The sequence below is a fragment of the Halorubrum sodomense genome (assembly GCF_900111935.1).
GTDB classification, from domain to species: Archaea; Halobacteriota; Halobacteria; order Halobacteriales; family Haloferacaceae; genus Halorubrum; species Halorubrum sodomense.
In genome coordinates, this window is sequence record NZ_FOYN01000003.1 from 226,940 (window position 1) to 251,898 (window position 24,959).

21 protein-coding genes and 1 pseudogene are annotated in these 24,959 nt (G+C 59.8%); 9 read left to right on the top strand and 13 right to left on the bottom strand.

Annotation, left to right across the window (positions count from 1 at the left end):
• Positions 1-124: 124 nt before the first annotated feature.
• The 3 genes from BM286_RS10570 (at position 125) to BM286_RS10580 (ending at position 3,487) form a co-directional block, all read left to right on the top strand.
• The gene (locus BM286_RS10570) at positions 125-703 is read left to right on the top strand and encodes an LUD domain-containing protein (protein WP_092923215.1); all 579 of its coding nucleotides are present in this window, start codon (positions 125-127) and stop codon (positions 701-703) included.
• Positions 700-2,997, top strand: coding sequence for an LUD domain-containing protein (locus tag BM286_RS10575; protein ID WP_092921855.1), 2,298 nt, complete (start codon positions 700-702; stop codon positions 2,995-2,997). The genes BM286_RS10570 and BM286_RS10575 overlap by 4 nt, the downstream gene beginning before the upstream one ends.
• Positions 2,998-3,172: 175 nt before the next feature.
• Positions 3,173-3,487 (top strand): PRC-barrel domain-containing protein, encoded by a 315-nt coding sequence (locus BM286_RS10580; protein ID WP_092921857.1) that lies wholly within the window; start codon positions 3,173-3,175, stop codon positions 3,485-3,487.
• Between the two features lie 38 nt (positions 3,488-3,525).
• On the opposite strand, the gene BM286_RS10585 is transcribed toward BM286_RS10580, so the two are convergent.
• The 5 genes and pseudogenes from BM286_RS10585 to BM286_RS10605 all read right to left on the bottom strand — a co-directional run bounded on the left by BM286_RS10585 (position 3,526) and on the right by BM286_RS10605 (position 6,813).
• Positions 3,526-3,852 (bottom strand): DUF5789 family protein, encoded by a 327-nt coding sequence (locus BM286_RS10585; RefSeq protein ID WP_092921859.1) that lies wholly within the window; start codon positions 3,850-3,852, stop codon positions 3,526-3,528.
• Positions 3,853-3,898: 46 nt separating this feature from the next.
• On the bottom strand, positions 3,899-4,315 hold the full coding sequence (locus tag BM286_RS10590; protein WP_092921861.1) for an MPN domain-containing protein: 417 nt from the start codon (positions 4,313-4,315) through the stop codon (positions 3,899-3,901).
• A 101-nt stretch (positions 4,316-4,416) separates the two neighbouring features.
• Positions 4,417-5,112, bottom strand: coding sequence for a hypothetical protein (locus BM286_RS10595; RefSeq protein WP_092923218.1), 696 nt, complete (start codon positions 5,110-5,112; stop codon positions 4,417-4,419).
• A gap of 90 nt (positions 5,113-5,202) precedes the next feature.
• Positions 5,203-5,433 (bottom strand): annotated as a pseudogene (locus BM286_RS10600) (thioredoxin family protein); the annotation flags it as partial.
• Positions 5,434-5,469: 36 nt separating this feature from the next.
• Positions 5,470-6,813 (bottom strand): RNA-guided endonuclease InsQ/TnpB family protein, encoded by a 1,344-nt coding sequence (locus tag BM286_RS10605; RefSeq protein ID WP_092921863.1) that lies wholly within the window; start codon positions 6,811-6,813, stop codon positions 5,470-5,472.
• A 398-nt stretch (positions 6,814-7,211) separates the two neighbouring features.
• Here BM286_RS10605 and BM286_RS10610 point away from each other — a divergent pair, with 398 nt between their 5' ends.
• Complete coding sequence (locus tag BM286_RS10610) at positions 7,212-7,517, top strand: DUF433 domain-containing protein (protein ID WP_092921865.1); 306 nt, start codon at positions 7,212-7,214, stop codon at positions 7,515-7,517.
• A 61-nt stretch (positions 7,518-7,578) separates the two neighbouring features.
• On the opposite strand, the gene BM286_RS10615 is transcribed toward BM286_RS10610, so the two are convergent.
• Together BM286_RS10615 and BM286_RS10620 are read right to left on the bottom strand one after the other, a co-directional pair.
• Positions 7,579-8,523, bottom strand: coding sequence for a DUF368 domain-containing protein (locus tag BM286_RS10615; RefSeq protein ID WP_092921867.1), 945 nt, complete (start codon positions 8,521-8,523; stop codon positions 7,579-7,581).
• Between the two features lie 68 nt (positions 8,524-8,591).
• On the bottom strand, positions 8,592-11,738 hold the full coding sequence (locus tag BM286_RS10620; protein WP_092921869.1) for an oligosaccharyl transferase, archaeosortase A system-associated: 3,147 nt from the start codon (positions 11,736-11,738) through the stop codon (positions 8,592-8,594).
• A 143-nt stretch (positions 11,739-11,881) separates the two neighbouring features.
• Between BM286_RS10620 and aglG the strand changes: the two genes are divergently transcribed.
• The gene (aglG, locus tag BM286_RS10625) at positions 11,882-12,805 is read left to right on the top strand and encodes a glucosyl-dolichyl phosphate glucuronosyltransferase (RefSeq protein WP_092921871.1); all 924 of its coding nucleotides are present in this window, start codon (positions 11,882-11,884) and stop codon (positions 12,803-12,805) included.
• Between the two features lie 112 nt (positions 12,806-12,917).
• Here the strand turns inward: aglG and BM286_RS10630 are convergent, their stop codons facing one another.
• Complete coding sequence (locus BM286_RS10630) at positions 12,918-14,732, bottom strand: CDP-glycerol glycerophosphotransferase family protein (protein ID WP_092923221.1); 1,815 nt, start codon at positions 14,730-14,732, stop codon at positions 12,918-12,920.
• Positions 14,733-14,815: 83 nt separating this feature from the next.
• Here BM286_RS10630 and neuC point away from each other — a divergent pair, with 83 nt between their 5' ends.
• The 3 genes from neuC to BM286_RS10645 are packed head-to-tail and all read left to right on the top strand — an operon-like array spanning position 14,816 to position 17,701.
• Positions 14,816-15,985, top strand: coding sequence for a UDP-N-acetylglucosamine 2-epimerase (gene neuC / locus BM286_RS10635; RefSeq protein ID WP_092921873.1), 1,170 nt, complete (start codon positions 14,816-14,818; stop codon positions 15,983-15,985).
• 1 nt (position 15,986) lies between these two features.
• Entirely contained in the window at positions 15,987-16,682 is a 696-nt protein-coding gene (locus BM286_RS10640) for an acylneuraminate cytidylyltransferase family protein (RefSeq protein ID WP_092921875.1), read from the top strand.
• The gene (locus tag BM286_RS10645) at positions 16,679-17,701 is read left to right on the top strand and encodes an N-acetylneuraminate synthase family protein (protein ID WP_092921877.1); all 1,023 of its coding nucleotides are present in this window, start codon (positions 16,679-16,681) and stop codon (positions 17,699-17,701) included. Before BM286_RS10640 ends, BM286_RS10645 begins: the two co-directional genes overlap by 4 nt.
• A 23-nt stretch (positions 17,702-17,724) precedes the next feature.
• Here the strand turns inward: BM286_RS10645 and BM286_RS15215 are convergent, their stop codons facing one another.
• On the bottom strand, positions 17,725-18,444 hold the full coding sequence (locus BM286_RS15215; protein WP_143103868.1) for a sulfatase-like hydrolase/transferase: 720 nt from the start codon (positions 18,442-18,444) through the stop codon (positions 17,725-17,727).
• A 264-nt stretch (positions 18,445-18,708) separates the two neighbouring features.
• Between BM286_RS15215 and BM286_RS10650 the strand changes: the two genes are divergently transcribed.
• Complete coding sequence (locus tag BM286_RS10650) at positions 18,709-19,686, top strand: glycosyltransferase (protein ID WP_092921879.1); 978 nt, start codon at positions 18,709-18,711, stop codon at positions 19,684-19,686.
• Between the two features lie 448 nt (positions 19,687-20,134).
• Here the strand turns inward: BM286_RS10650 and BM286_RS10655 are convergent, their stop codons facing one another.
• From BM286_RS10655 to BM286_RS10670, 4 genes are all read right to left on the bottom strand, one after another.
• Positions 20,135-21,565 (bottom strand): oligosaccharide flippase family protein, encoded by a 1,431-nt coding sequence (locus BM286_RS10655; protein ID WP_092921881.1) that lies wholly within the window; start codon positions 21,563-21,565, stop codon positions 20,135-20,137.
• A gap of 161 nt (positions 21,566-21,726) precedes the next feature.
• Complete coding sequence (locus BM286_RS10660; protein ID WP_092921883.1) at positions 21,727-22,749, bottom strand: NAD-dependent epimerase/dehydratase family protein; 1,023 nt, start codon at positions 22,747-22,749, stop codon at positions 21,727-21,729.
• Positions 22,746-23,750 carry an NAD-dependent epimerase/dehydratase family protein gene (locus BM286_RS10665; RefSeq protein WP_092921885.1) on the bottom strand — a complete coding sequence of 335 codons (1,005 nt, stop codon included), beginning with the start codon at positions 23,748-23,750 and terminating at the stop codon, positions 22,746-22,748. Before BM286_RS10665 ends, BM286_RS10660 begins: the two co-directional genes overlap by 4 nt.
• Complete coding sequence (locus tag BM286_RS10670; RefSeq protein WP_092921887.1) at positions 23,743-24,891, bottom strand: NAD-dependent epimerase/dehydratase family protein; 1,149 nt, start codon at positions 24,889-24,891, stop codon at positions 23,743-23,745. The genes BM286_RS10665 and BM286_RS10670 overlap by 8 nt, the downstream gene beginning before the upstream one ends.
• Positions 24,892-24,959: the final 68 nt, after the last annotated feature.

A 24,959-nucleotide genomic window follows, 5' to 3' on the forward strand; every position in this document is an offset into this window, starting at 1 on the left:
GCCGCTCGCCCCTCGCGGGAATCCGATCGCCCGAGCGGGGCCGAACCGGAACCGTCACACCGCCACGGTTCTGCGCGCCGAGAACGGCCCCAACACCCATATGCCGGCCGTCGAAGGAACGATCATGACGCTCGCAGACGCGTCGACGTTCACCCGTCGACTCGACGACCTCGGCGTCTCGGTCTCCGCGGGACCGCCGTCGGAGTGCGCGGCCATGATCGACGCGGCCGCGGGCGAGCCGGCGGTCGGGGTACCGCTGAACCGTTCCGGCCCGGACGCGTTCGCGGACTCGCCGGCCGGCCTTCCGGACCGGATCGAGACCGACCCCACGACGGCCGACTTACGCGGGGCCCACACCGGCGTCACCGCGGCCTCGCTCGGCGTCGCCGCGTACGGGAGCGTCGCGCTGGAGGCGGACCCGGACGGGACGGAGCCGGTGGGCCTCTTCGTCGACCGCCACGTCGTCGTGCTCCGCGAGGCCGACCTCGTCCCGGACATGCCCGACGCCTTCGACTGGCTCGGCCCGCGGGCGCGAGACGAGTCGGTCGACGTGGTGTTCGCGACCGGCCCGAGCGCGACCGCGGACATGGGCGGGCTGGTCCACGGCGCCCACGGCCCGAAGGAGGTCCACGTGGTGCTGTTGCGGGACGAGGACGCGGCGGACGGCTCGGACGCCGCTGTCGACGCGGAGGACGGCCAATGAGTAGCGACGCCGAGACCGGCGCCGAGGAGGCGGCGGCGACCGAACCGGCGGGCAATCCCGACCGCGAGACGAAGGCCGAGCGGATCCGCGAGCTGCTGGCGACCGAGGGCGACGCGGTCGCAGAGAACACCCGCGGCTTCAACGAGGGGCGCTACGAGTCGACGGGGCGCCTCGACGGCTACGAGGCGCTGAAAGCCGAGGCGCGCGCCATCAAGGAGGACGCGATCGAGCGGCTCCCGGAGCTCATCGACGAGGTGACGGAGGCGGTCGAGGCGAACGGCGGGACCGTCTACCTCGCGGACGACGCGGCCGACGCGAACCGGTACGTCCGCGAGGTCGCGGCCGAGCGCGGCGCCGAGCGCGCGGTGAAATCGAAGTCGATGACCTCCGAGGAGATCGAGGTGAACGACGCGCTCGAAGCGGACGGCGTCGAGGTCGTCGAGACCGACCTCGGCGAGTGGGTGCTCCAGCTGGCCGACGAGGAGCCCTCCCACATCGTCGCGCCGGCGATCCACAAGTCGCGTGAGGGGATCGCGGAGCTGTTCGCGGAGCGGTTCGACCCGGAGGACCCGCCAGAGACCGCCGAGGAGCTCACCATGTTCGCCCGCGAGCGGCTCGGCGAGCTGATCGAGGGCGCCGACCTCGGGATGACCGGCGCGAACTTCGTCGCGGCCGATTCGGGGACGATGTTACTGGTCACCAGCGAGGGGAACGCCCGCAAGACGGTGACCGCGACCGACACCCACGTCGCGGTCGCGGGCGTCGAGAAGCTCGTCCCGACGGTCGAGGAGTTCTCCCCGTTCGTCGAGCTGATCGGTCGCTCGGGGACGGGACAGGACGTGACCTCGTACATCTCGACGCTCACGCCCCCGGTCGACTCGCCGGTGCCGGACTTCGCGGCCGACGAGACGCCCCTCGCCGTCGACCCCGACGGCCCCGGCGCCGACCGCGACTTCCACCTCGTGCTTATCGACAACGGGCGCATGGCGATGCGCGACGACGAGACGCTGCGGGAGACGCTGTACTGCATCCGGTGTTCGGCCTGCTCGAACGCCTGCGGGAACTTCCAGAGCGTCGGCGGCCACGCGTTCGGCGGCGAGACGTACTCCGGCGGCATCGCCACGGGCTGGGAGGCGGGGATCGAGGGACTCGACACGGCCGCCGAGTTCAACGACCTCTGTACCGGCTGCTCGCGCTGCGTGCCGGCCTGCCCGGTCGGCATCGACATCCCGTGGATCAACACCGCGGTCCGCGACCGGATCAACCGCGGCGAGGCCGACCCGAGCCAGCTCGACTGGGCGTTCGAGGAGTTGGTCCCCGACGAGGAGCCCGGCGGCCTCGACCTCGGCACGCGGCTCGTGGGCAACTACGCGACGCTCGCGAAGTGGGGGCACAGGACCGCGCCGGTCGCCAACCGCCTCGCGAACGCCGGGCCGGTGCGCGCGCTGGCCGAGCGGGTGGCCGGGATCGACCGCCGCCGCGACCTCCCCGAGTTCGCCCGCGAGTCGTTCGTCGAGTGGTTCGACGCCCGAGGCGGGCCCGCGGTCCCGGCCGACGAGGCGACGCGCGAGGCGGTCGTCTACCCCGACACCGCCACGAACTACGTCGACGTCGAGCGCGGGAAGGCGACCGTGCGCGCCCTGGAGGCGCTCGGCGTTCACGTTCGGGTTCCGGACCTCCCCGGTAGCGGGCGCCCGCCCCTCTCGCAGGGGATGATCGCGACCGCCGAATCGGCGGCCGAGGACCTCTACGCGGGACTGGCGCCACACGTCGACGCCGGCCGCGACGTGGTCGCGATCGAACCGAGCGACCTCGCGACGTTCCGACGCGAGTACGAGCGGTTCCTCCCGGACGGATCTCACGAGCGGCTCGCCGACGCGAGCTACGACGCGATGGAGTACGTGTTCGGTCTGCTGGAAAGCGGCGGCGACCCGGCGGCGCTGCGCGCGCCGAGCGAGGGAACCGGACCGGTCGCGTCGGGAAAGCGGATCGCGTATCACCCGCACTGCCAGGCCCGCACGGTCGAGGTCGGCGAGTACGCGACCGCGGTCTTCGAGCGGCTCGGCTACGACGTTCGCGTCTCCGACACCGAGTGTTGCGGGATGGCGGGCTCGTTCGGCTACAAGACCGACTACTACGAGCTGAGCGTGGACGTCGGCGAGCCGCTCCGCGAGCAGTTCGGCGACACCGACCGCACCGTCGTCGCGCCCGGCACGTCCTGTACCGAGCAGATCGACGCCCTGCTGGACGCGTCCCCGATGCACCCGATCGAAGTCGTCGCGCCGCGGGAATAGCCCGGCCCGCGGCGCGCGGGAGGGGGCGTCGGTCGCGGGGTCCGCCGGCGTCCGCCGCGCTGACCCTCGCCGCGTTGACCCCCCGCCGGCGTCCGCCGCGCTGACCCCCGTCGGCGTCCGACGCGCGTCGTTCGACAACGAACGCTTAATAGGCGCGCTCGTGACCGTATCGTGTATGAACGCAGCCCCCGAAGAGATCACGTCGCTCGTCGGTCGCGAGGTGTACTCGAGCAACGGCGTCTTCGTCGGCGAAGTCGAAGACATCCAGCTCGATCTGGACGCCCGCGCCGTGACCGGACTCGCGCTGGCCGAACTCAACCGCGAGCTGTTCGCCGGACAGGTGGGCGGCTCGACCGGCGTCGTCGTCCCGTACCGCTGGGTCCGCGCCGTCGGGGACGTGGTCCTGATCAACGACGTCATCGAGCGGTACGACGCCGGCGAATCCGACGAGGAGGCGAACGAGATCGAGGCCCGCTCCGAGTCGCGATAGCGGGGTTCCGCCCGCCGACGCCGCGACGCGGTACCGGCTCAGAAGGGTAACGCGTCCCGGAGGCTCGCGATCACGCCCCGTTCCTCGCGGCGCGCCTCGTCGAACACCGGATAGAGGGCGTTGAGAAACGCCGTCTCGTTTTCGAACTCCCGCTGCGGCACGCGGTCGAGAGCGTCCGAGAGCGCGAGCGAGCGCCCCTGCGCGTCGTAGGGGATCTCCGGGTCACCGAGCGCGTCGCGTATCTCCGCGGCCGTCGCGGGAAACGACACGTCCGCCTCGTCGAGCCGGGCGTCGAGCGCCGCGATGCCGAATTCGATCGCCTCGGGCTCGGCGGTATCACCGCCGCCGGGTGGCCGTGCTGCCATTGCGACCGGATATTTCCTCCGACGGCTTGAAACCCCTGCTCTCGGCTCACTCGGGCACGGACTCCGTCGGCGGGGCCGCGTCGACGACGGCGAGCTCGACCCCGTCCCCGGACCGGTCGAAGGCGGCGACCGAGTCGGCGTCGTACGGCGGCACCGCGACGATCACCACGCCCGCGAGGTCGTCGGTGCGGGAAATCCCGAGGAAGCCGTCCGGATGCGAGACGAATCGCGCGCCGCCCTCGCCCGCCGGCGTGCCGAGGTCGACGCCGAACACGGAGCTGACCGAGCCGCCCACGGACGGGAGCGTGAAGTGGGTCACCACCGGCGTCGCCGGGTCGAGCCCGAGGTCCGTCTCGAACTCGCCGGCCGGCGTCGACGAGAGCCGGACGTTCACCTCGTCGGGGTCCTCGCTCGCCGCGCGCTCGCGGAGCACCGTCAACAGGTCGCGGGTGACGTAGATCACTGGTCGGCCGTCGGTACGGGACGCACTGGCAAAAGGTCACGCACGATGCGGTCGACGCGTCCGGCGCCGCTCTCCGGCCGCCCTCCGGCCGCTCTCCGCGCTCAGAACGGCAGCGCCGACTTGAGGGTCTTCGCGTACAGGCCGGGGGCCTTCGACCGCGAGCCGGAGAGCGCGTCCTCGAGCGCGACGGCCGCGCGCTCGTGGACGCCGACGCCGTGGCCCACGAGGACGCGTTCGGGGTCGAGCCCGGAGAGGGGGGCCGTCGGCGGCGTGAGCCGGAGCATCGGGTGGACGCCGAGCCGCTCGCGGTCGCCGCGGAAGTACGACCCCGTGCCGAGCGACTCGGGGACGATCAGCGTCTCCCCGTCGAAGAGCCCGACCTCCTGCCACGGCGGCAGCGAGGAGTCGCGGATCCGGATCGCCTCGAAGCCGGTGTCCGCGAGCCGCGAGCCGAACCGCTCGATTTCGACGTCCGGACCGAGCTCCTCTGCGACGCCCGTCATCCGCTCGGGGGCGTACACGGGAGCGTCGTGGCGCGCGGCGAGTTCGCCGCTGTCGCGCACGTGGCGGTCAAGCCCGACCACGACGCCGGCCACGTCGCCGAGCTCGTCGAGGAGCTCGTCGACCCCGGGCGCGTCGACCGGGTCGACCACCCACACGTCGTCCGCGCCCGTCTCGTCGTTGTGGACCGCGAACGCGTGGCTCGCGCGCTCCATCGTCTCGTCGGGGTACGCGATCCAGCCGACGCCGCCGTCGTAGCGATCGATCTCGTGGAGGTCCGGCTCGCCGCCTTTCATTCCCATACTACCCGTTCGGCCCGGACGCTTGTTAAGTCGTCTCCGGCGGAACGCCGATCCGGTGTTACCGGTGATCGCAGCGGGGGCGACTCAGGCCTCCGGCCATTTGATCGAACAGCCCCGGGAGGGCCGGTCCGGAATTTCGACGTCCTCGCCCGCGAGGACGGCGTCGACCGCGTCGCGAATGTAGAACTCCGTCGGCTCGTCGTCTGGGTTGAGCGCGTCGTCGAGCCGGCCGTGATACTGGAGTCGCCACGTCCCGGCCTCACGGCCGAAGAGGAACGAGTCGGGGGTACACACTGCGTCTTGACATCTTCCCACGACTGAAGCCGTGGGATTCCTCCCGTGGGATATTGGCTATGCCGTCTCCCCGGAGGCAATTTTTCCGTCACTGTCGACGGTACTCCGGTCTGTGCGCGCTTCTTTGGGACTGTCGTGAGGGTGTGGTGTCCCCGACCACTCGTGGTCGTCCCACTCGAATCGCACGGGCCGTGCCATCGGCCTGACTTCTTGCTCCATCTGCCGCTCAAGAAATGTTTTCGACGCCGCGAGGTCCGCGTGTCCCTCGAACCCACACGCACACGTCAGCGTCTCCTGATGCCGCGTGGTTCGATCCGTCGATCCGCACTGCGGACACTCCTGACTTGTCCACGCTTCCGACCGAACCTCAACCGAGATCCCGTACTCTTCGGCGGTACAGGCCAGTCGGTCCACGAATTTCCTGAACGCCCAGAAATTGTGCGTCTTGGCGTTTGCCTCAACAGACCAGTGCGTCTCTAGCACGCCGGTCAAGTCACCGATATACAACGTGTCGACACCCTCGGCGTACAGCCGTTCGATCACGTCGCGACACAACGCTTCTTGGGCGTGATCGCGGCGCCGAGTGCGCTTGCGATACAGCCGTCGGATGCGCTCGCTGCTGTGTCGGCCCGCTTCGAGTTTGGCCTGTAACCGGGCAATTTCTTGCGTCGTCTCCCGGAAGCGAGCGAACAGGTCGCGACCCTCGTACAGATACTGCTCGCCGGTCGTCGTGGTACAGGCAACGAGATTGTTCGCACCGATATCCAGAGCGGCCATTTCATCAGCCAGTGGAGTCACCCGCGTTTCGTCGGAAACAGTCACGGGCTGCGAAGCTCGGAAGGTGTTGTCGGTCTCGTCGTACCACAGGTCCAACCGACCCTGTTTCTCGTAGTCGGGCCAATTCGGCTCGCCGGCAATTTCGAGCCGGAGACGCCCAGTATGGTCGTATTTGTCTTTCAGCTCGCTCCCAATCAGTATTTCGAGTCGCGAGCGGTCGCCCCATTCGACGGTGTACGACGTGTTGCGAATGACGGTCTTGAGCTGACGACCGTCATCCTCGTTGCCACGGAATCCCGGTGGTTCGGGGTGGTCCGTGACGGAGGTGTTGGAAGCATCATGGTATTGTTCTTTGAGTCGGAAAAACCCGCGCCACGCCTCGCTGTTTTTGCGGATTACCTGCTGAGCGGTGGACGCGCCGAGAACGCCTTTGTACTTACCTTCGAGATGGCCTGTATCGGCGTCCCACACGCTGCCTTTGAACCTGTCTCCGTCGTTGTACCGCATGAGGCGCTGATAATTGACTTCGTTCCAGAGAGCGGCGGAAGCGTCCAACAGGTCCCGTAGCAGCCCCTCTCCGTCCTCGGAAAGCGGACGTACTGCGAACGTGTTGGTACGCTTCACGACGATGATTTATTATACTTTTAGTCTTAAAGTCTTTTTGTCATGCGCCCGAACGTAGATATTTCACACACGCTTGGTGGCCGAATCAAAGACTACGCTGAAGCGAACAATCTGGGACTCTCGGAGGCATACACCGAAGTGCTAGAGGCAGGATTGGATGAATTGGAAAATTGAGTATCCAGTAGTGTCTTAGTGTTTATATATTAACAGTTATTGGATTTACTCACAGCTGAACTCACAAGTCCTATTATTACTGATATTTAGGGCCACAAACCTCGGTAGCCTCGTTGCTGAAGAACATGTTACGAGCCAGCAAAATCCGACTCATGCGGTCGCACCCGTCCTTAATCTCCACATACCGGCAAAGACTAAAGGCAAATACGCCGGTAGCTGCCGGTATGTCGAGGCAGATGAACACCGTCGTCGCAGGTGACGAGTCGGGGATCCACGACGAGCCGCACATTCGGGACCGACGAATCACCGTGCGCCACGTCCACGCGCTGGTGGAAGAGCGCGGGCTCGACGCACAGACGGTTGCGGATCGGTTCGACCTCACTGCCGCGGAGGTCTACCACGCGCTGGCATACTATCACGATCACCCAGAAGAGATGCGGGATGTCGAGGAACGTAGTCAAGATCTCCACGACGCCGCAGCAAACGATCCGGACATCGTCACCGGTCCCGAGGATCTGTCGGACCCGTGACTTGGACACCTCGGTATGACTGTTCTAAAGTCCTCCTTGCGTTCCCGTGACTGTACTCCAGTCAGTATTCGATGGTCGCGGAGTACCGATTCAGAACGGCCACGAGCCCGGCGCCGACGAGCGCGGCCAGCGCGAACCGCGGCGCGGCCGCGCGCCAGGACTCGCCGCTTTCGGCCAGCCGCGCGGACACCTCCACCAGCGGCGCGCGCAGCGCCCCGACGACGAGGCTCACGAGGAACGCGAGCGTGGCGGCCCGCGCCCGCGACAGCGCGTAGCGGACGGCGTGCGCGATCGTGAAGAGCCCGCAGACGCCGCCGAGGAGGAACGTCGCCACCGGCGGCAGCGTCTCGACGAGCGCGTCCGTGCCGTTCCCGAGCGCGAGCGCGCCGGCGGCGTCGACGAACCGGGCCACGACGCCGGACATGTACTCGTACTGGCCGAGGACGACGAGCAGCAGCGAGCCGGAGATCCCGGGCAGCACCATCGCGCTGACGGCGAGCCCCCCGGCGACGAAGACGACCGGTAGCGGGCTGCCGAGCGCGGTCGCCGCGACGCCCGACGCGAGGAAGGCGAGCGCGAAGCCGGCGACCGCGGCGGCCTTCCGGCGCGGCGTCGCGAGGTCGACGTCGCCGAGCAGCACCGCGGCGCTGGCCGCGATCAGCCCGAAGAAGAAGCCGTACGTCGCCACCGGCTGGGTCGCGAGCAGGCGGTTGACCGCGCTCAACACGGTCACGACCGCGGTACCGATTCCGGTGCCCAACACGAGGAGGAAGACGCCGTCGACCTCGCGGAACGCGGCCCGCGCGTCGGCGCGGCCCCCCGGTCTCACGCCGCCGAGCACGCGGCGCGCGCGGTCGGGGTCGACGGCGGTGACCGCCGCGATCAGCCGCTCGTAGATCCCGACGATCAGCGCGATGGTGCCGCCGGAGACGCCCGGCACGGCGTCGGCGCTGCCCATCGCCACGCCCTTGAGGTACAGCGTCGCCCACTCGCGGAGGTCAGCCATCTGGTCTGGAGGAACAGAGCCGCGGTAATGAAGGGTCGGGTAACGCGTGGCCGCGTCGGTCGCGGGCGCTAGGCCGTGGCCGCGTCGGCCGCGGTCGCGGTCGTCGCCGTCGTCGCGGCGGGGTCGACGCCGGTCAGCGAGCCCGCGTCGGTCGAGTTCGTCGAGTCGCCGCCGTCGCTGCTACCGCCGCCGACGGGACACGCGGGGTCGCCGCTCGGACAGTCGACGATCCGCTCTTCGAGTTCGACCGTCGCGGCCGAATCGTCGACGCCGACGACCTGTGCCTCGGTGACCTCGACCTGCCCGAACCGCTCGGTGGTGTACAGGTCGTCGCCGGTCGTCTGTGCGGTGGTGATGTTGTACGGCCCGGTGGCGCGGACGCTCGTGTTCGTGTACCCGTTCTCCGGCCCGAACTCGTCGTAGCCCGTCGTCGAGTACGGGAGCGTGAACTCGAAGTTCCCGTTCTCGTCGGCGGTCGCGTACTGCGTGTACTCGAACGTCTGCCCGTCCGGCTTCCGGAGTTCGACGGTCGCTTTGACCTCCTGGCCGGGCGCCGCGCCCGACCCGTCGACGGTCGCGCCCGGCACGCGTTCGAACGTCTTGACGAAGTCGTCGGTGAACGCCCCGAACAGCGACTCGCCGAACGTCGCCCGGAGGTCGACGCCGAACCGCTGGGCGAGGATCTGTGCCTGCTGCGCGTACGGCGACCGCCCCGGAGCCCGCGTGGCGTGAACTAACCGGTAGTGCTCGAGCGCGTCGAGCCGCTCGGACGGAACGCCCATCACGCCGCCGACCTGCGCCGATCCGTCCGCCTCCACGTACGACCGCGCCGCGGAGAGGTTATCGAACCGACGGACCACCTGCCCCTCGCTCGGGAGGACCTTGATCTGGACCCGCTCGCCAGACGTCGTCTGCGCGGTCTGCGACTCCCAGTCCAGCACGACCGGCCGCGGCTCGACCGCGCTCCCGTAGTGTTGGTAGAGCCGGATCATCTGGCTCTCGTGGTAGCGCTGGGTCCGCGTCTGGAGTGCGGGGCGAAGGCCGCCCTGCTGGCCGTTCTGTCCCTGAACGCGCTGGTAGAGCAGCTCGTTGAAGTCGCGCACCGTCTCGTTGCCGCTGTAGAAGGTGACCGGCGCGTTGAACTTGGAGTTCGGCGAGGCCATCTGCCAGTCGACCATCACGTAGCGGGTCCGGTTGCCCTCGGTGCTCTGGCTCGCGAGCACCTCGGCCGCTTCCGCCTCGCTCGGTGCGAGGAGGTAGTCCGCCGCCGCGCCCGCGTTCTGCTGGAACGGGTTCGCGTTCGGGATGCGCTCGGCGCGCGTGGTGATCCAGTGGCCGTAGTCCCACCATGACATGACGCCATAGGCGCCCTCCGGATACTCGAAGTCGCCGTCGGCCGGTCGCTCGTAGGTACCGTACAGCTCCATCGGGTTGTCCGCGCCCTCGAGCTCGCCCGGTTCCGGGGTGTTGTCGTTCATCCACTGGAGGCTCTCGTCCCACTGGACGACGCTGCCCGGCTGGCTGGAGTTGCCCGCCTGCCAGACCGGGGTCGCGACGCCGACGAGCGGGACGAGGAGGACGGCGAGCACCGCGACCACCGTCAGCACCTGCCAGCCCTCGATGTCGCGGACCGCGTCGAGCGAGGTGAGATCCAGGGCGTCGAGCGCGACCTGGAGGAAGTACGCCGTTCCGACCGCGACGACGACGGCGAGGTAGTAGTTGAAGCGGACCTGCGTGAACGCCGCGCTACCGATGAACGCCGCCCACACGACGAAGTACAGCTCTTGGCTGTCGTACTCGACGAGCAGCGTCGCGCCGACGAGGAAGGCGGCGGCGATGAGCAGGCCGATCACCTGCCAGTCGACGCCGACGACGCCGCCGATAGCGTTGTACGCTTGCGGGACCGCGTAGACGGAGCCGACGACCGCGAGCGCGGCCGGAACGTAGAGGGTGTGGTTGGCGTCGTCGGAGCGGTAGAGGGGACGTGCGAGGATGTAAAGGACCGCGGCGAGCGCGAGGAAGAAGGCGAACCCGTACTGCGAGAGGACGAAGTTGGAGAACGAGGCGCCTTGGAGGGGGGGTTGCGCCTCGCCGATGGTGCGGGCGCCGGCGCTCGCGGAGAAGGCGACGGTGTTGAGCAGGCTGTTGACGATCGTCGACCACAGCGACGGGAGCGCGAGCCAGACGACGCCCACCGACGCGAAGATGAGCCCGCCGACGGCCGCCGGGTAGGTGTCCGTGCCGAGGTCTCGCGCCTCCCACTGCCGGGCGAGCCACGCGAGGAAGACGGCGCCGAGCGCGACGCCGAGCGGCGCGACGATCTGAAGGAAGGAGTACTCGCTCACGGCGAACCGGAAGGTGTCGAGCGGGATCACCTGCATCAGGCCTGCGACGCTCATCGTGATCGCGCCGGCGAACGCGACCGGCTCGGGACTCTTCCCGTGGTAGGTGTCGCTCGTGAGCGTGATCGCGAGGAAGATGCCGGTAAAGCCGACCATCAGGGCACCGGGCTGCCACGTCCACATGTAAAGTCCGAGTGCGACGCCCGCTGCGGCGGCGTACGCGACGGGGCGGCGAAGCGCGTCCCAGTCGCGGTCGACGACGAGCTCCCACACCGGCTTCTCGCGTTCCGCCACGCCGAGCGCGACGAGGAACGCGAGGACGGCGGTACTCTGGAAGAACACCTCGGCCGCGCTGTGATCGGGAAAGCCGACGAGCGAGTAGCGGAGGAAGGTCCCCGAGAACAGCGCGAGAGTCGCCGCACCGGCGAGCGCGGGAAGTCGGTCGGTGAACCGCCGCGCGATGAAGTACGTCGGAATCGCGACGAGCGCGCCGGTGATCGGCGCCATCACGAGCAGGACTTCTTCCGTACTCCCCATGATCGGGCGGGCGATCCAGACCCCGACGGCCATGATGTAATCCCAGAGGGTGCCGAACTGGCCGGCGTTCGTTCCGAACGGGAAGCCGGTCCAGACGTCGTACGGGAGGGTGTTCGGCCAGTTTTTGAGGAGGTAGCTCGTCGTGCGGAAGTGATACCACGCGTCGTTGCCGCGGAAGTACACCTCGCCGTTCACGATGAAGTTCCCGTACGAGCGCAGCCGCGTCCACAGCATGAACGCGAACACCCCGAGGAGGACGGGAACGTGGTACCACCGCGCGAGGAGATCGGACGGGGACGAGTCCGATTCGTCCGGCGGATCGTTCGAATCGCTCATTACCGCAAGGGACTGTCAAAACGCGCATAAGGCTTGTCATATACCCGCGGCCGTCCCGCGTGTGGAGGTATTCGACTGTGAATCAGTCACAGCGTTGAGACCGAGGCGGAAACCCTAAGCGCACGGGTCGAAAGCGTCTCGGTGTGAAGGTCTCGGTCGTCGTCTGTACGTACACGCTGGACATGTACGAACACTTCCAGGAGGCAGCCGACAGCGTCCTTGCGCAGACGTACGACGACGTCGAACTTGTTGTTGTCGTCGACGGGACGCCTGAGGTGTACGAGCGCGTCGTTGAGGACTACGGCGACCGTGGGGACACGGTGATCGCGTGTAACGACGAGAACGTGGGACTGCTGGCCAGCCGGAACCGCGGCGCGGAGCTGGCCTCCGGCGATGTGGTGGCGTTCATTGACGACGACGCGGTAGCAGACGAGACGTGGGCCGAGCGGTTGGTCCGTGCCTACGAGGAGGAGGACGCGATTGCGGCCGGCGGGAAGATGACACCCGAGTGGATCGCTGGGAAGCCCTCGTTTCTCCCCGAGGAGTTTTACTGGCTGGTCGGCGTAACTCATCGCGGATTCGCGCACGGCCCGGGTGAGGTGCGGAACACCTTCGGCTCGAACATCTCGTTTCGAGCGGACGTGTTCGAGGAGTTGGGTGGGTTCGACATCGACATCGGCGGACGGAAGGGCGACAAAAATCTCCAGGGCGGGGAGACGGAGCTGTGTGCCCGGATGCGGGAAGAGTACGGGCAAGGGGTGTGGTACGATCCAGAGGCCGAGGTGGCTCACAAGGTGTTCGAGTACCGGACCGAGTTCCGGTGGCTGGTCGATCGGGCGTTCTGGCAGGGATACTCGAAGCGAGCAATGGAGTCGTTCGTTGAAAATGAGGGTAAAGAGGAAAGCGGGTTCCTCTGGATGCTTTTGCTGGAATCTGCTCCAAAACGTCTCAACAGAGCGGTTAGGTCATTCCAAGTGAATTACTTGTTACAATTTTTCGTGTTGTGTATATTGACTATATCTGTGGGGACAGGGTACGTCTTCGCAATGTTTCGCTATCAGTCGTAATTGACAGTTAACAAACCAACCAATTTTACTGATGTTATAGTTTAATAGTTGATATTTACTGAATCGATACTCTGTAGTACTTCAGGTTAATCTGGTGCCGGCCCCGGAATTACTAGCGTGATTTGGATACTAGCGTTTCCACAAGTCTGGCAACACGATTAGCTGCGCCGCCATCCTCGTTTAATGCGTATTCTCTCCCAAATCCGGGTTGTTTCTCAACATAACGTCTTATACAATTTGGATCGTTTTTCATCTTCTCAATACACTGACGAGCCTCAATTTGATTCGTGACTTCAGTGAAACCATTCTCTTCTGAAAACTCGTTGATTGGGGGCTTTTCAGAGGAGATGTCGAGAATAATAACCGGACGGCTCAGTAAACTTGCCTCAAGTACTACTGTAGACCGGAGTGCCAGAAGCACATCCGACGCAAACAGCAAATCGTGGATATCGTCGCTTTCGGAAACATGAACGTTCGACATGTCTGTAGCGGCTTCCTTGTGGAGTTCAGTGTCTTCTCTCGGATGCGGTCGAAGAATAAGCTCTACATCTGGCAGCTCATTAACCGCATCCATAGCCGTTTGGATGAGATCCGAACGTATCGTATCATCGAAAGGTTGTGAAGCGAGTAACACAGTAAACGCTTGACGATCAACAGGGATAGAAAGTCGCTCACGCACCTGTGATCGATCCTTTGCGGAATAACGGGCTAGGTGATCGAACTGTGGCGCACCGGTGACCTCAGTTCTTTCGGGTTCCACCCCCTTCGCTTGCATAACCTTTTGCCACCGTTCACCCCAAACCGCAATTTGGTCGGAAACAGGAACGTACCTCCGAGATGGAAGATCGACACCATGTTGGATTAATAGTGATGGAATTCCCTCATCCGCCGCAACCGTTGCTACTGCTCGTGTTGGTAGCGGACCATCATTTTTCAGCAAAACCATTGCTGGTTGCTCTGTTCTGAACATATTTTGCATCATATGGACATACCGGACAACCCTTGGATATTGAAGAGTACTATACAACCACCCGCGGGATTGAAGCGCAGGTGTGAGGTCGACCTCACAAAGTTTGTGCTCTCTCTGATTAGAGAATGGCTGATCAGAGTTGGGGGCTTTCGCTAATTGTGTCAATGTATTTATCTCATTTTTATACGACGCGAACGAGGCATACTGCTCAAGCGAAACAACTGGAACATCTGAATTTGACAAAACTGTTGAAATCTTTTTTCCGGTGTTCAAAAACCCATGTGAATGTGTGACTACGGTGAGATCTACACAATCGTCAAGTGCTTCGACAACAGGCCCAACAACATTAATATTATTTTTTGTGAATATAAATAAAACAACATCCGAGTCATGCGGGATCTCGTCACCTCGTGTTCGTGAAATTATTTCGGACCCCCAGTCAAGTGGTCGCAGAATACCTGGACCTACTAATCTGAAGAGTTTATTTTTGATGTGGCGCTTCGTGATCTGTTTTGTATAAACATCGAGCTGTATGTTCTCCGTAGTAGCTACTGCTTCTGGGATTCCAGGGATGATCTGTCCGGACCCAAGCGGCAACCAGTGATACACGGGTTCCGGGTCGGTGAATACCTCAACCTCTGATGGCTGCTCTGCTCGGAGAATGTTCTTGATTGTTTTGGTTTGCCTGAGAAGTTCGTGCCCAAATAGATCAATAAACGTATTTTGAACAAGCGGACCGATGTCAATCCCAGCGTAAAAAAACTGGCCTGTAAGCCAGCCTCGAAGCGTATCAAAATCTTCGTCTGTCGCAATTTCATCGGACTGATAGTCCGAATCCATTACTACGTCCTTTGTATCAACGTTGTTGTACGCTTCCTCGTTAAACGTGACAACCTGTGACGCCTCTTTCAACCGCGTCAGTGGAATATCGGGATGATCAGCTAAAATGAGTTTCATTCTGAGAGAACACTAGTGTCGTACCGAGCTGATGTGTACAGAGGTTCGAAGCGTATTTAGGGATGACGGTGCTGTCCAGCGGTATGTCAACTCAAGTTGCGATTTGTCTGACTAGCAGAGGAAATTATGCCCGAACAGGTACGCTTCTTCATGCGTTGGATGATGATCCAGACACCGAATTAGACATCATCGTTGCCGGCGCATCGATGATCAGAAAATATGGTACTCTATCTGAATTATTGCGTGAGGATGGGCTAGAGATAGAACGTGAGCTATACAACGTGTTGGAGGGGGGTACACCTGTTGCTTCTGCAAAAACAACGGGTCTTGGAATGATCGAATTTACTTCCGTGCTTAATGAACTTGACCCGGATGGAGTAATTACCATTGCGGATCGATATGAAACGATGTCTGTTACTCTCGCTGCGTCGTATTTGAACATTCCAGTTATTCATACACAAGGTGGCGAAATCACTGGTTCCATTGATGAAAAGGTACGCCACGCGACGACGAAGATGGCAGACTACCATTTTGTATCTACAGAAAAAAGTCTAGATGTTGTCAAAGGGCTGGGTGAAGAGGGTGATCGCGTGTTCCTCACTGGTTGTCCCTCAATCGACCTTGTCGAAGACATCGATCAAAACGGGAATGATCAATACGATCCACAGGAGGACTACGCAGGCGTAGGGGCCCAGATCGACATTGATGAAGATTATCTCGTTGTCCAGTACCATCCAGTCGCAACAGAGTATATGAGCGAATATGACCGAACGTGGGAACTAATCAACGCTGTGGATGATCTCAACGTACAAGCATTTTGGTTCTGGCCCAACATGGATGCTGGTACGAACCAGGTCTCAAAAGCGATTCGTGAATACCGAGATCAGCGCTCACCAGACGACGTCCGGTTCTATATCAATATGCACCCAGATGATTACTTGACGCTCGTGAGCAATTCAGCATGTATGGTAGGGAACTCAAGCGTTGGGATCAGGGAATGCTCATATTTGGGTAAGCCGACGGTGAATATTGGAAACCGCCAGCAGATGCGCGAGCGCGGACCCAATGTACTTGACGTTAAATGTGAAACAGAGGACATTAAAGACGGAATAAATCAACAACTCTCTGCGGGGTCGTTTGAACGATCTACCCTTTATGGAAACGGAAACGCAGGCGAAAAGATGAAACAAATCATTCGCCAAACCGATTTAACGATGAAACAGCCGATGAAACCAGAACAGTTGGATCTGTAGAATGAGTGATAGAACGTATGCAGCCCTTATTCCTGCGAGGGGAGGATCAAAAGGGATTAAAAAGAAAAATATTGTCGACGTTGCTGGAAAACCACTCATAGCACATTCCATTGAGGCGGCTCAACAGTCAGATACGATTGACGATGTTGTCGTCAGTACGGACAGTCAGGAGATCGCTGACGTTGCAGCGGAGTGGGGAGCTTCCGTCCCATATCTCCGTCCGGACAAACTTGCGACTGATGAAGCACCAACTGAACCTGTTATAACACATGCGTTAGAACATGAGTCTGCCGATGAGTGGACGCATGTTGTCCTGCTTCAGCCGACTTCACCACTCCGAACAGGGAATGATATTGAAAATGCAATTGCCACTTTCGAACAGTCTAGTGGCACCTCGTTAGTCTCTGTTTTCGAGGACCACAGTTATCGGTGGGAGGAGACTTCCAACGGAGCTATTCGAAAAAATTATCAGGGAGATCGAAAGCGCCGGCAGGATAAATCTCCTGAGTATGTAGAAAATGGAGCTATATACATCACAAAGTGCTCAGAGTTCCTGAAAACAGGAGATATTCAAGCTGGAAAAACCATTTTATACACGATGCCCCAGAAGCGGTCTGTTGACGTTGATACCCACTTCGACCTGTGGCTGGTAAGGAAACTTATTCATCGCCTCAACGGTCAAAATGACACAGGATGAGTGACTCCAACTCAATCGAACGAATTTTTGCTGATTCAACTGACCCATATATTATCGCAGAGGCGGGAGTGAACTACCTCGGACGGATCGATCTTGCGAAAGTATTTATTGAGGAGGCAGCAGCAGCAGGTGCGGATGCGATCAAATTCCAGACTCACATCCCCGAAGCTGAGATGTCGGCTTCGGGAATGGAAAGTCTGGACATGGGAGACCTCTACGAGCGAATGTCTGAACAGGAATTGAGCATTGAAGATCATAGAACGTTACAGCAATATTGCCAAAGTAAGGGGATTGATTTTCTGTCAACCCCATTCTCAGCGGAGGCTGTAAAGCTCCTCAAGCAAATAGATGTGCCGGCTTATAAAATTGGATCCGGCGAAGTAACAAACTATCACATCCTTAGAACTGCGGCAGAAACCGGGAAACCGCTTCTTGTCTCGACAGGCATGCATCCCATGTCTGCCATTGAAGACGCGGCAGAGTTCATTAGTCAGTACACTGATCGTGTTGCGTTCTTCTATTGTGTATCTGAATATCCTACACCCGTAGAGAACGTTAATTTGGGAGCGTTACAGGAAATGAAAGAAGCATTAGACGCACCAATCGGCTTTTCAGACCATACTCAGGGAATTGAGGCGTCAGTAATTGCCCTTGCCCAAGGGGCAGATCTTATTGAAAAACACTTTACGATCGATCGCCGTTTGCCCGGCGGAGATCAAGAGGTGTCAATCGAACCAGATGAGTTGGAGGAACTTGTCGAATACGCCGATGTTGTAGCTAAGACACGTGGGGACCGCGTCCCACCGACCGAAACGGAAGTGGAGATCGCTGAATGGGCAAGACACAGTATTGTTTCAAAAACCGCTATTCCACAGGGCACTGAACTAACGGAATCCAATATAACAACGAAGCGGCCAGGTACTGGGATCCCTTCTTCTGAATTTTATAACGTCCTTGGCGAGACAACTTCAACGCGGATTGAAGCGGATTGCGTTATCGATTGGACTGATCTTGTATAAATTAAGAACCAACAACATACACCTTATTTTTCACCGACGTAGCCAAGGTCAGCAAGGCGTTGTTCCACATCATCTGTAGACTGTTGTGTGTCCCATTTCTTGGGCGAGTATTCATTGGAATCATCACAGTGGTACACGTCCCACGGGACTCGACGGACCTCCGGAATTGGGGTGCCAACTGGATGGCCCCAGATGCCGTACTCTCCTAGCGCATTTCCGTGATCTGCTGTGATCGCAACTGTTCCATCAATATTCTCTAGTAGTAGTTCAACATAATCAAATACATATCGTAAATTGTTCCAATATGCTTTCCGAATTTTCTCTATATCCGTTATTTCGCCTAGTTTAATGTTTGTCCAGATATCATCGTTCGTGTCTTGGTTCACTCCTCCAAAGGCTGAACGGTCGATATATCCGATGGTATCTTCTTCGGCGATAAACGGATAGTGCGGTTGCATGTAGTGAAGAATAATGCGATCATGTGCCTGTTCCCGGGCAACACTAATTCCACGGTCCGTAATTGGTTCCGCAGGCACTGTTCCTAACTCATTATCCCATCCGTATTGCCAAACTTCGTCGAGCAACGCAAACTCTGAAGCACGATATTCTCGAGAAAACGGATTCCCTGTAATATATGCTGTATCTGAATTATCCCTGGACCTAAAAGTATTTGCGAGCCACTCAGGGGATGCTCCGCCAACAGACCAAATCGAATCACACTCGCCCACAACCTCTTGGTACATGTCGACCCGGCAAGCGTCTAAGACAACGAGAACGTCCCACTCTCGGTTGTACACGGACTCTCCGGAAGTGAACGGGGAGGCCGCTCTTGAAATAACGTTATGAGTAAGATCCAACCCGATTTGTGGGATTGCTCGAACACCAGCTCGAGTGTACCAATTCTGCGACTTCTTGACGAAATCGGATAAAGACATTCGTAGCCGGAACTTGGTAGAACACTCAGAGTTATAACCTCATGGTTAATATGACACACCACACATTGTAAAATGCCAGAGATTAGTGTCATCCTTCCCACGTATAATGAAGCAGATGTTATACAGGATGCTTTAGATGGGCTTGTAGACCAGACCTTTTGTGACTTTGAAGTAGTGGTCGTGGACGATGGATCTACTGACGGTACTGTTGATATTGTTACTTCAGAAGATCGGCTTGATATCACATTAGTTGAAAGGAACAAATCTGGACTCCCGTCTGCTTTGAACCGTGGTATTCGTGAGGCAGACGGAGAGTATATTGCTCGTCAAGACGCAGATGATCGATCACATCCGAAGCGTTTCGAGCGACAAATTGAGTTCCTAAGGGAGAACAAATCTACAGCTCTTTTAGGTACGGGCGCAATATTGGAGTACGCTGATGGACGACGTTCTCGGCGCCACGTATTAGAGTCCGTAACTCGCGATCAATTACTGACCGGGAATCGGTTTATCCACGGTTCTGTCCTTATGCGACGACGTGTCGTAGAGCGTGTTGGTGGATATGATGAGGATTTTCAATATACTGAAGATTACGATCTCTGGTTACGAATTGTTGAGAATCATTCTACTAAGAATATCAATGAGCCACTTTACAGGCTCAGAATGAGAGATTCAAGTATCTATGGATCGGCTCTTAAGGAAGTGCTACTTTACGGTCAATTTGCCCGCTTACGCGCGACTGGGAAGGTAACTGAGCAACAACAATCTGGATTCAATGGTGGAGATATGGACCGGTTGTATCAACAGTTATCAAAACAACAGAAACGTGACATTCACACGAGCTTATTACTTGAGCATATTAGATATGGTAACAACGGTGCCGCTCAGGCAGAAGCAAAGAAGGCAATAAAATTGGGTATTTCAGCAACAACACTGCTGCTATTGATTATAACATATACACCCAGATCTGCCCAACGGTTTGTACTGTTAATTGGCAGATTTATCAAGAACAGCTGGGTGATGTATCAGAATTTCACGGGTACCGGATAACATATTCAAGTTGAGCGAATGTTTAGCTTGTTCTTTCACTAATACTTAATCACAAAATTCCTTCCACATCATCCGTTTCACTTTGTACGACGCTAAGACACCAATCTGAACCCATGGGACTAAATGGACCGGTTAGAGCAGTTCCGTTGTATATGATTCTGAGTAAAATATCATACGTGGCTTCCGAAATAGCAGAGAATTATGATCGGAGCATGTGGTGGAGAAATCGGTTCACTGCGCGGGTTATTGCTCCGATACATCAGAAATTCATTTCGGATTCTAACCGAGATCGAGGTATGGACAGGGAATGTGATAACCCCATTATCCCCAACGAGATGTCACGGACCATAGCAGTACCGAAATGTAGCATGAGGCGACAAAAAAAGTGGAAAACTCGCTGCTTGGGATATCGAGACGAATGACGAAGATTTGTCTACCGCGGGACTATTTAGGATAGTCGAGGCGGAAGATTCGACTGTATAACCCGTTGGAAATTTGTTGATATTGTGAACAGAGTGAGGAAGTATATCCCGGCTCCCACTGATATAATAAATAGAACTACTAGAATATTTTGCACGCTAATAGTCGATGACTCGATTAGGTGTCGGAGCAAATACACGCAGATTCCCATAACACCGGCTGCGAAAATTTGTTCTCCGATTGCTTTCCATGGGGTGATGAAACTGAGTTGATTCTGAAGTGTTCGATACGCCAACACCACTCCAAGAGCGGTTGATATGACACTGGCAATTGCCGCACCGACCCATCCAATCCAGATGATAAGAATAAGATTACCCATTGTATTAGTGAGAATAAACACGAGATTGACCCGGAACGAGAGGTCAGGGCGGTCGATGGCACTCAGTCCACTAAGAAGTTGACGTTGATAGCCGTGGAGGAGACAGGCGAGGACTAAGAAGCCGAAAACAGAAACGCCTTGTACAAATTCTTGCCCGTAAACTTGTAAGATTCTGTCACCGAGGACAATGGCACCGACGAAACCTGGAATAATGAGTAGTCCACCAAACGAGAGCCCATCGGTAAGGTATGCTGTAACTTGCTGCCGATCTCCCTTCGCATCTGATCGGCTAATCTCTGGAAATAAGGCTGATCGAACAGCACCACCAAAGATTGTGAGAAATGTTGCTAAACTCCAAACGACTGAATAAATTCCAACCAGCGTGGGAGGGGAAAACACCCCGAGGAGTAATATGTCTACATTACGAAAGGATCGAGATTCCAGTGCCCCAAGCCAAGAGTACTTTGCGTAGTCATAGAGGCGTTCGAAATGGGAGCGGTTCGGCAGAGTGGGTGAAGTGGAAATATACAATACCCCTACGATACTGGCTAATATCCAACCGGCTGCTTGGCCGATAAACATGCCTGACAGTTCGAAACCGACAATTACTAGTCCAATTTGGACAGCAGCCCGGGATCCGGCTTGAAATGGCTCAAGAATACCGGAGATATGAACCATTTGGTTACCTTCAAGCAGAGATATGATCAATGAATTCAGGAGCTTAGCACACAAAAGTAGAACGACGAAGACTGTAACTGGGCGTCCAACGTATGATTCTACGAACCCATCAAGGAGAAGCACTGCTACTGAAATCACCACAGCAAACAGGATTATTGTAATCGTTCCCGCGGTGGCGTATTCTGAGATATCTTCACCTTCGCTAATCCGTTTTCTGACCGCGCTAGAGACGCCGAGATCGCCAGTGAGTTTGAGCCAGGAAACAAGAGCAATTGTAGTTGCAAAGTACCCGATGACCTCTGCCCCAAGTTCACGTGCAAAATACAACGTCGCGATGAACCCGAGTGCTGAACTCAGCAACTTCGATACGAAAACAATAATAGAGGTTTGTCCGATTCTCATACCTGGGATAGATGTAGTGGGCGTTGTGTGATTATCTGGAATCCGTCAACATATAATTCCACTCACTACGATCGGTGTTTCCGGAAAGGCAACGCTAGAAAGGCGAAACTACAGATCTACTCATTCTAACACTATCCAACTTATGAGCTTAATGACTTTGACTACTTGATGCTGTGGATTAGCAATTGCTGAACTGACTTATCTATATTCTCCTGTGGAACCCAGTTTAATCGATTTGACGCCGTAGAAATATCAACCTCAAACTTTTCGACCATCGTCTCACCACCCCGCGGATTCTCTACCAACTCTACATCAACGTTGATGCCACGCTCCTTTGACGCCACTTCCCGTACAGAGTCTGCAACCTCCATCACGCTCATATCCTCGTCACTCGCAATCTCGTACGTCTCCGTCCCAGTCTCTCCCCGCTCCAACTGCGCCACCAACCGCTCTGCGCTCCGCACGTACGCCCGCGCCACGTCTTTCACGTGGACGAAGTTGCGCGCCTGCGTTCCGGGCTCGTACACCGTCAGCGTCTCGCCAGCAAGCGCCCGGTTCACGAAGAAGTTGATCACGGTCGGCTTCCCCACCTCCGTCCCGTCGACGACGTGCTCACCGTAAAGATTCGACTTCAGGAAGAGATGCGCCGGGAACGCGCCGTCCGCGAACGCCTCGATCGACCGCTCGCCGAGCAGCTTCGTCCGTCCGTACCAGTTGAGCGGATCCCGCGGCTGGTCGGCTGTGATCGGGAACTCCTCTGGATCGCCCAACACAGCCATGCTGAACGGGAACGCGAGCGCGGCACCCGTCTTCCGACAGAACCACGCCACGTTGTTCGTCCCGGTGACGTTCACCTCGTACGCGAGGTCCGGATTCTCGTCGCAGTCGTCGACGCCGCTTATCGCCGCGAGGTGACACACCACGTCCGCGCCCGTAAGCGCGTCTTCCAGCCGGTCGCGGTTTCGGATGTCGACGTGCTTGATGTCGACGTCGCCGATCGAATCCACCTGCCCGCGGTACTGGTTGTCGATCGCGATGAGCTCCCAGTCGGGATACGCCTCCTGGAACTCCACGACCACGCGACTGCCGATGTAGCCGGCCGCGCCCGTGACCGCGATCGTCGGCGTCTCAATCGCTTTGCCGTTGCTCTCTTCGTCTATCTCGGTGTCTGTCGTCTCGGTCATGCTTGGGTCGCCTCCGTGCCGGTCAGTTCGCTCGCGATGTCGCGGATCCCCTCGCGCAGCGTCCACTCCGTCTCGAAGCCCGTCTCGGCCAAGCGGTCGAAGTTCACGTGATACGAGGGGCCGGGCTGTTCGTCCTCCAGGTACGTCACGTCCAGATCCCGATCAAGCTCCTCGCGGACGATCTCCGCGATCTCCGCGATCCGGTAGTTCCCCTCGTTCGAGCCGACGTTGTACACGCGCCGGGGCCACGCCTCAGGATCCAACGCAGCGTTGAGATACGCCCGCGCCGCGTCGCGCACGTGGATGAACGGCCGCCAGTTGGACCCGTCACCGTACACCGTCAGCGGGCGGTCGGTGAGCCCGCGAAAGACGAAGTGGTTCACCACGAGGTTGAACCGGACGCCCGGCGACCAGCCGTAGTTCGTGCTCATCCGCAGCGCCGTCCCCTCGAAGTCGTACGCCTCGAGCGCCTCGTCCAGCAGGCGCTCGCAGGCCACCTTCGACTCGGCGTACGGATTCAGGGGGTTCTGCTCGGTCGTCTCGTCGATGTCGCGGCTCGCCGCGCGGCCGTAGTTGTTACACGAGGAGGCGACGACGACGCTGTCGACGTCGAACTTCCCCGCGGCCGTGAGCACGTTCTCGGTGCCGTCGCGGTTGACCGCGAACGTCTCCTCGCGCCGGTCGTGCGTCGACGCGGCGCCGGTGATCGCCGCGAGGTGGATCACGGCGTCGACGCCGCGGGTCGCGCTCTCGACGGCGCCGTAGTCGCGGACGTCACCCCGGCGGAAGTCGAGTCGGTCGCCGACGCAGCCGGCGAGGTGCGCGGGCGAGCCCGCCGCCAACGAGTCGAGGACGACGACCTCGCTCACGCGCGCGTCGTCGAGCAGCCGCGGGACGAGCGCGCTCCCGATGTACCCGCAGCCGCCGGTGACGAGGACGCACCGGCCGTCATCGCGAGCGGCGGCCTCGTGCCCACTCGCGTCGACGCCCGACTCACTCATCAGTCAGGACGCCCGGCAGGAACCGGTCCTCGTGGGCCGCGATCCGCTCGCGCTCCTCGACGAGCGTGCCGAGCACGTCGCGGATCCCGGACTCGAGTTCCTGACGCTGGCCGCCCACGAGTTCGAGGAACCGCTCGTTTTCCATCTCCATTTTGTGTTCCTCGTCCTCCTCGCGCGGGTTCTCGTAGTGTTTCACCTCGGCGTCGAGGTCGAACTCCGCGCCGACCTCGGCGATCGTCTCGGCCAGTTCGACGATTGCGATCGGCCGGGTGACCTGATTGTACACGTCGATCCCGTCGTCGCCGGAGTGGCCCTGCTCGACCAACCGGACGAGGCTCTCGACGGCGTCTTCGAGGCTCACCATCGGCTTGCGCTGCTCGCCCTTCCCGTACACCGTGATCGGGTAGCCCGCCACGGCCTGCGCGCAGAACCGGTTGACGACGGTGCCGAAGTAGTAGTCGAAGTCGAACCGCGTCGGGCTTTCGTGTTCGCGCGTCTCCTCGGTTTCCGTGCCGTAGACGATGGCGGTCCGCACCTCGCTCATCGGGAAGTCGAACTGCGACTCGGCGAGCCGCATGTTCGCGGCGTCGAACGACTTCGTCTGGTGGTACCAGCTGCCGCCCATCGCCGGGAACGGAACTTCGTCTGAGCCGCCCTTCCGGTCGACCTCGAGGCCACCCTCCGGAATCGGGAAGTGCGGTGCCCCGTAGATACCGGTCGTCGTCGTCTCGATGAAATGGGTGTCCGACAGGCCCGTCTCGTGGAGCCCGTGGAGGAGGTTCAGCGTCATCGAGACGTTGTTGCGCTGGGTGTACAGCGCGCGCTCGCCGTTGATCGACGAGTAGGGCGCGCTGGGCTGGGCGGCCGCGTGAAGCACCGTATCGGGCTCGTGGGTGGCCAACAGCTGGAGGACGAAGTCGCGGTCCGCGAGGTCGCCCTCGACCAGGCTGAGATTCTCGACCCGCTCGAACCGCGCTTCTGGGTCCTCGATTCGCGTTGCCGAAACGCTCCCCGACTCGGAGACCCAGTCACGCCGCGAGAAGTCGTCGACACAGACGATGCGCTCGTCGAGGCGGTCGGCCAGCCGCAGCGCGGTCGGCCACCCGAGGTAGCCGTCGGCACCGGTGAGTAGGACGGTCATCGTTACTCGGTCATCGAGTAACTACGAGTAAAGGCTTTGCGGTTGGGTTCGCCGCGGTGATAACGGTC

Excerpts from the sequence above, each read along its gene's own strand:
- BM286_RS10570 (WP_092923215.1), top strand. The coding sequence starts at position 125 with ATGACGCTCGCAGACGCGTCGACGTTCACCCGTCGACTCGACGACCTC.
- BM286_RS10575 (WP_092921855.1), top strand. The coding sequence starts at position 700 with ATGAGTAGCGACGCCGAGACCGGCGCCGAGGAGGCGGCGGCGACCGAA.
- BM286_RS10580 (WP_092921857.1), top strand. The coding sequence starts at position 3,173 with ATGAACGCAGCCCCCGAAGAGATCACGTCGCTCGTCGGTCGCGAGGTG.
- BM286_RS10585 (WP_092921859.1), bottom strand. The coding sequence starts at position 3,852 with ATGGCAGCACGGCCACCCGGCGGCGGTGATACCGCCGAGCCCGAGGCG.
- BM286_RS10595 (WP_092923218.1), bottom strand. The coding sequence starts at position 5,112 with ATGAAAGGCGGCGAGCCGGACCTCCACGAGATCGATCGCTACGACGGC.
- BM286_RS10610 (WP_092921865.1), top strand. The coding sequence starts at position 7,212 with ATGTCGAGGCAGATGAACACCGTCGTCGCAGGTGACGAGTCGGGGATC.
- BM286_RS10615 (WP_092921867.1), bottom strand. The coding sequence starts at position 8,523 with ATGGCTGACCTCCGCGAGTGGGCGACGCTGTACCTCAAGGGCGTGGCG.
- BM286_RS10620 (WP_092921869.1), bottom strand. The coding sequence starts at position 11,738 with ATGAGCGATTCGAACGATCCGCCGGACGAATCGGACTCGTCCCCGTCC.
- BM286_RS10630 (WP_092923221.1), bottom strand. The coding sequence starts at position 14,732 with ATGAAACTCATTTTAGCTGATCATCCCGATATTCCACTGACGCGGTTG.
- neuC (WP_092921873.1), top strand. The coding sequence starts at position 14,816 with ATGTCAACTCAAGTTGCGATTTGTCTGACTAGCAGAGGAAATTATGCC.
- BM286_RS10640 (WP_092921875.1), top strand. The coding sequence starts at position 15,987 with ATGAGTGATAGAACGTATGCAGCCCTTATTCCTGCGAGGGGAGGATCA.
- BM286_RS10645 (WP_092921877.1), top strand. The coding sequence starts at position 16,679 with ATGAGTGACTCCAACTCAATCGAACGAATTTTTGCTGATTCAACTGAC.
- BM286_RS15215 (WP_143103868.1), bottom strand. The coding sequence starts at position 18,444 with ATGTACCAAGAGGTTGTGGGCGAGTGTGATTCGATTTGGTCTGTTGGC.
- BM286_RS10650 (WP_092921879.1), top strand. The coding sequence starts at position 18,709 with ATGCCAGAGATTAGTGTCATCCTTCCCACGTATAATGAAGCAGATGTT.
- BM286_RS10655 (WP_092921881.1), bottom strand. The coding sequence starts at position 21,565 with ATGAGAATCGGACAAACCTCTATTATTGTTTTCGTATCGAAGTTGCTG.
- BM286_RS10660 (WP_092921883.1), bottom strand. The coding sequence starts at position 22,749 with ATGACCGAGACGACAGACACCGAGATAGACGAAGAGAGCAACGGCAAA.
- BM286_RS10665 (WP_092921885.1), bottom strand. The coding sequence starts at position 23,750 with ATGAGTGAGTCGGGCGTCGACGCGAGTGGGCACGAGGCCGCCGCTCGC.
- BM286_RS10670 (WP_092921887.1), bottom strand. The coding sequence starts at position 24,891 with ATGACCGTCCTACTCACCGGTGCCGACGGCTACCTCGGGTGGCCGACC.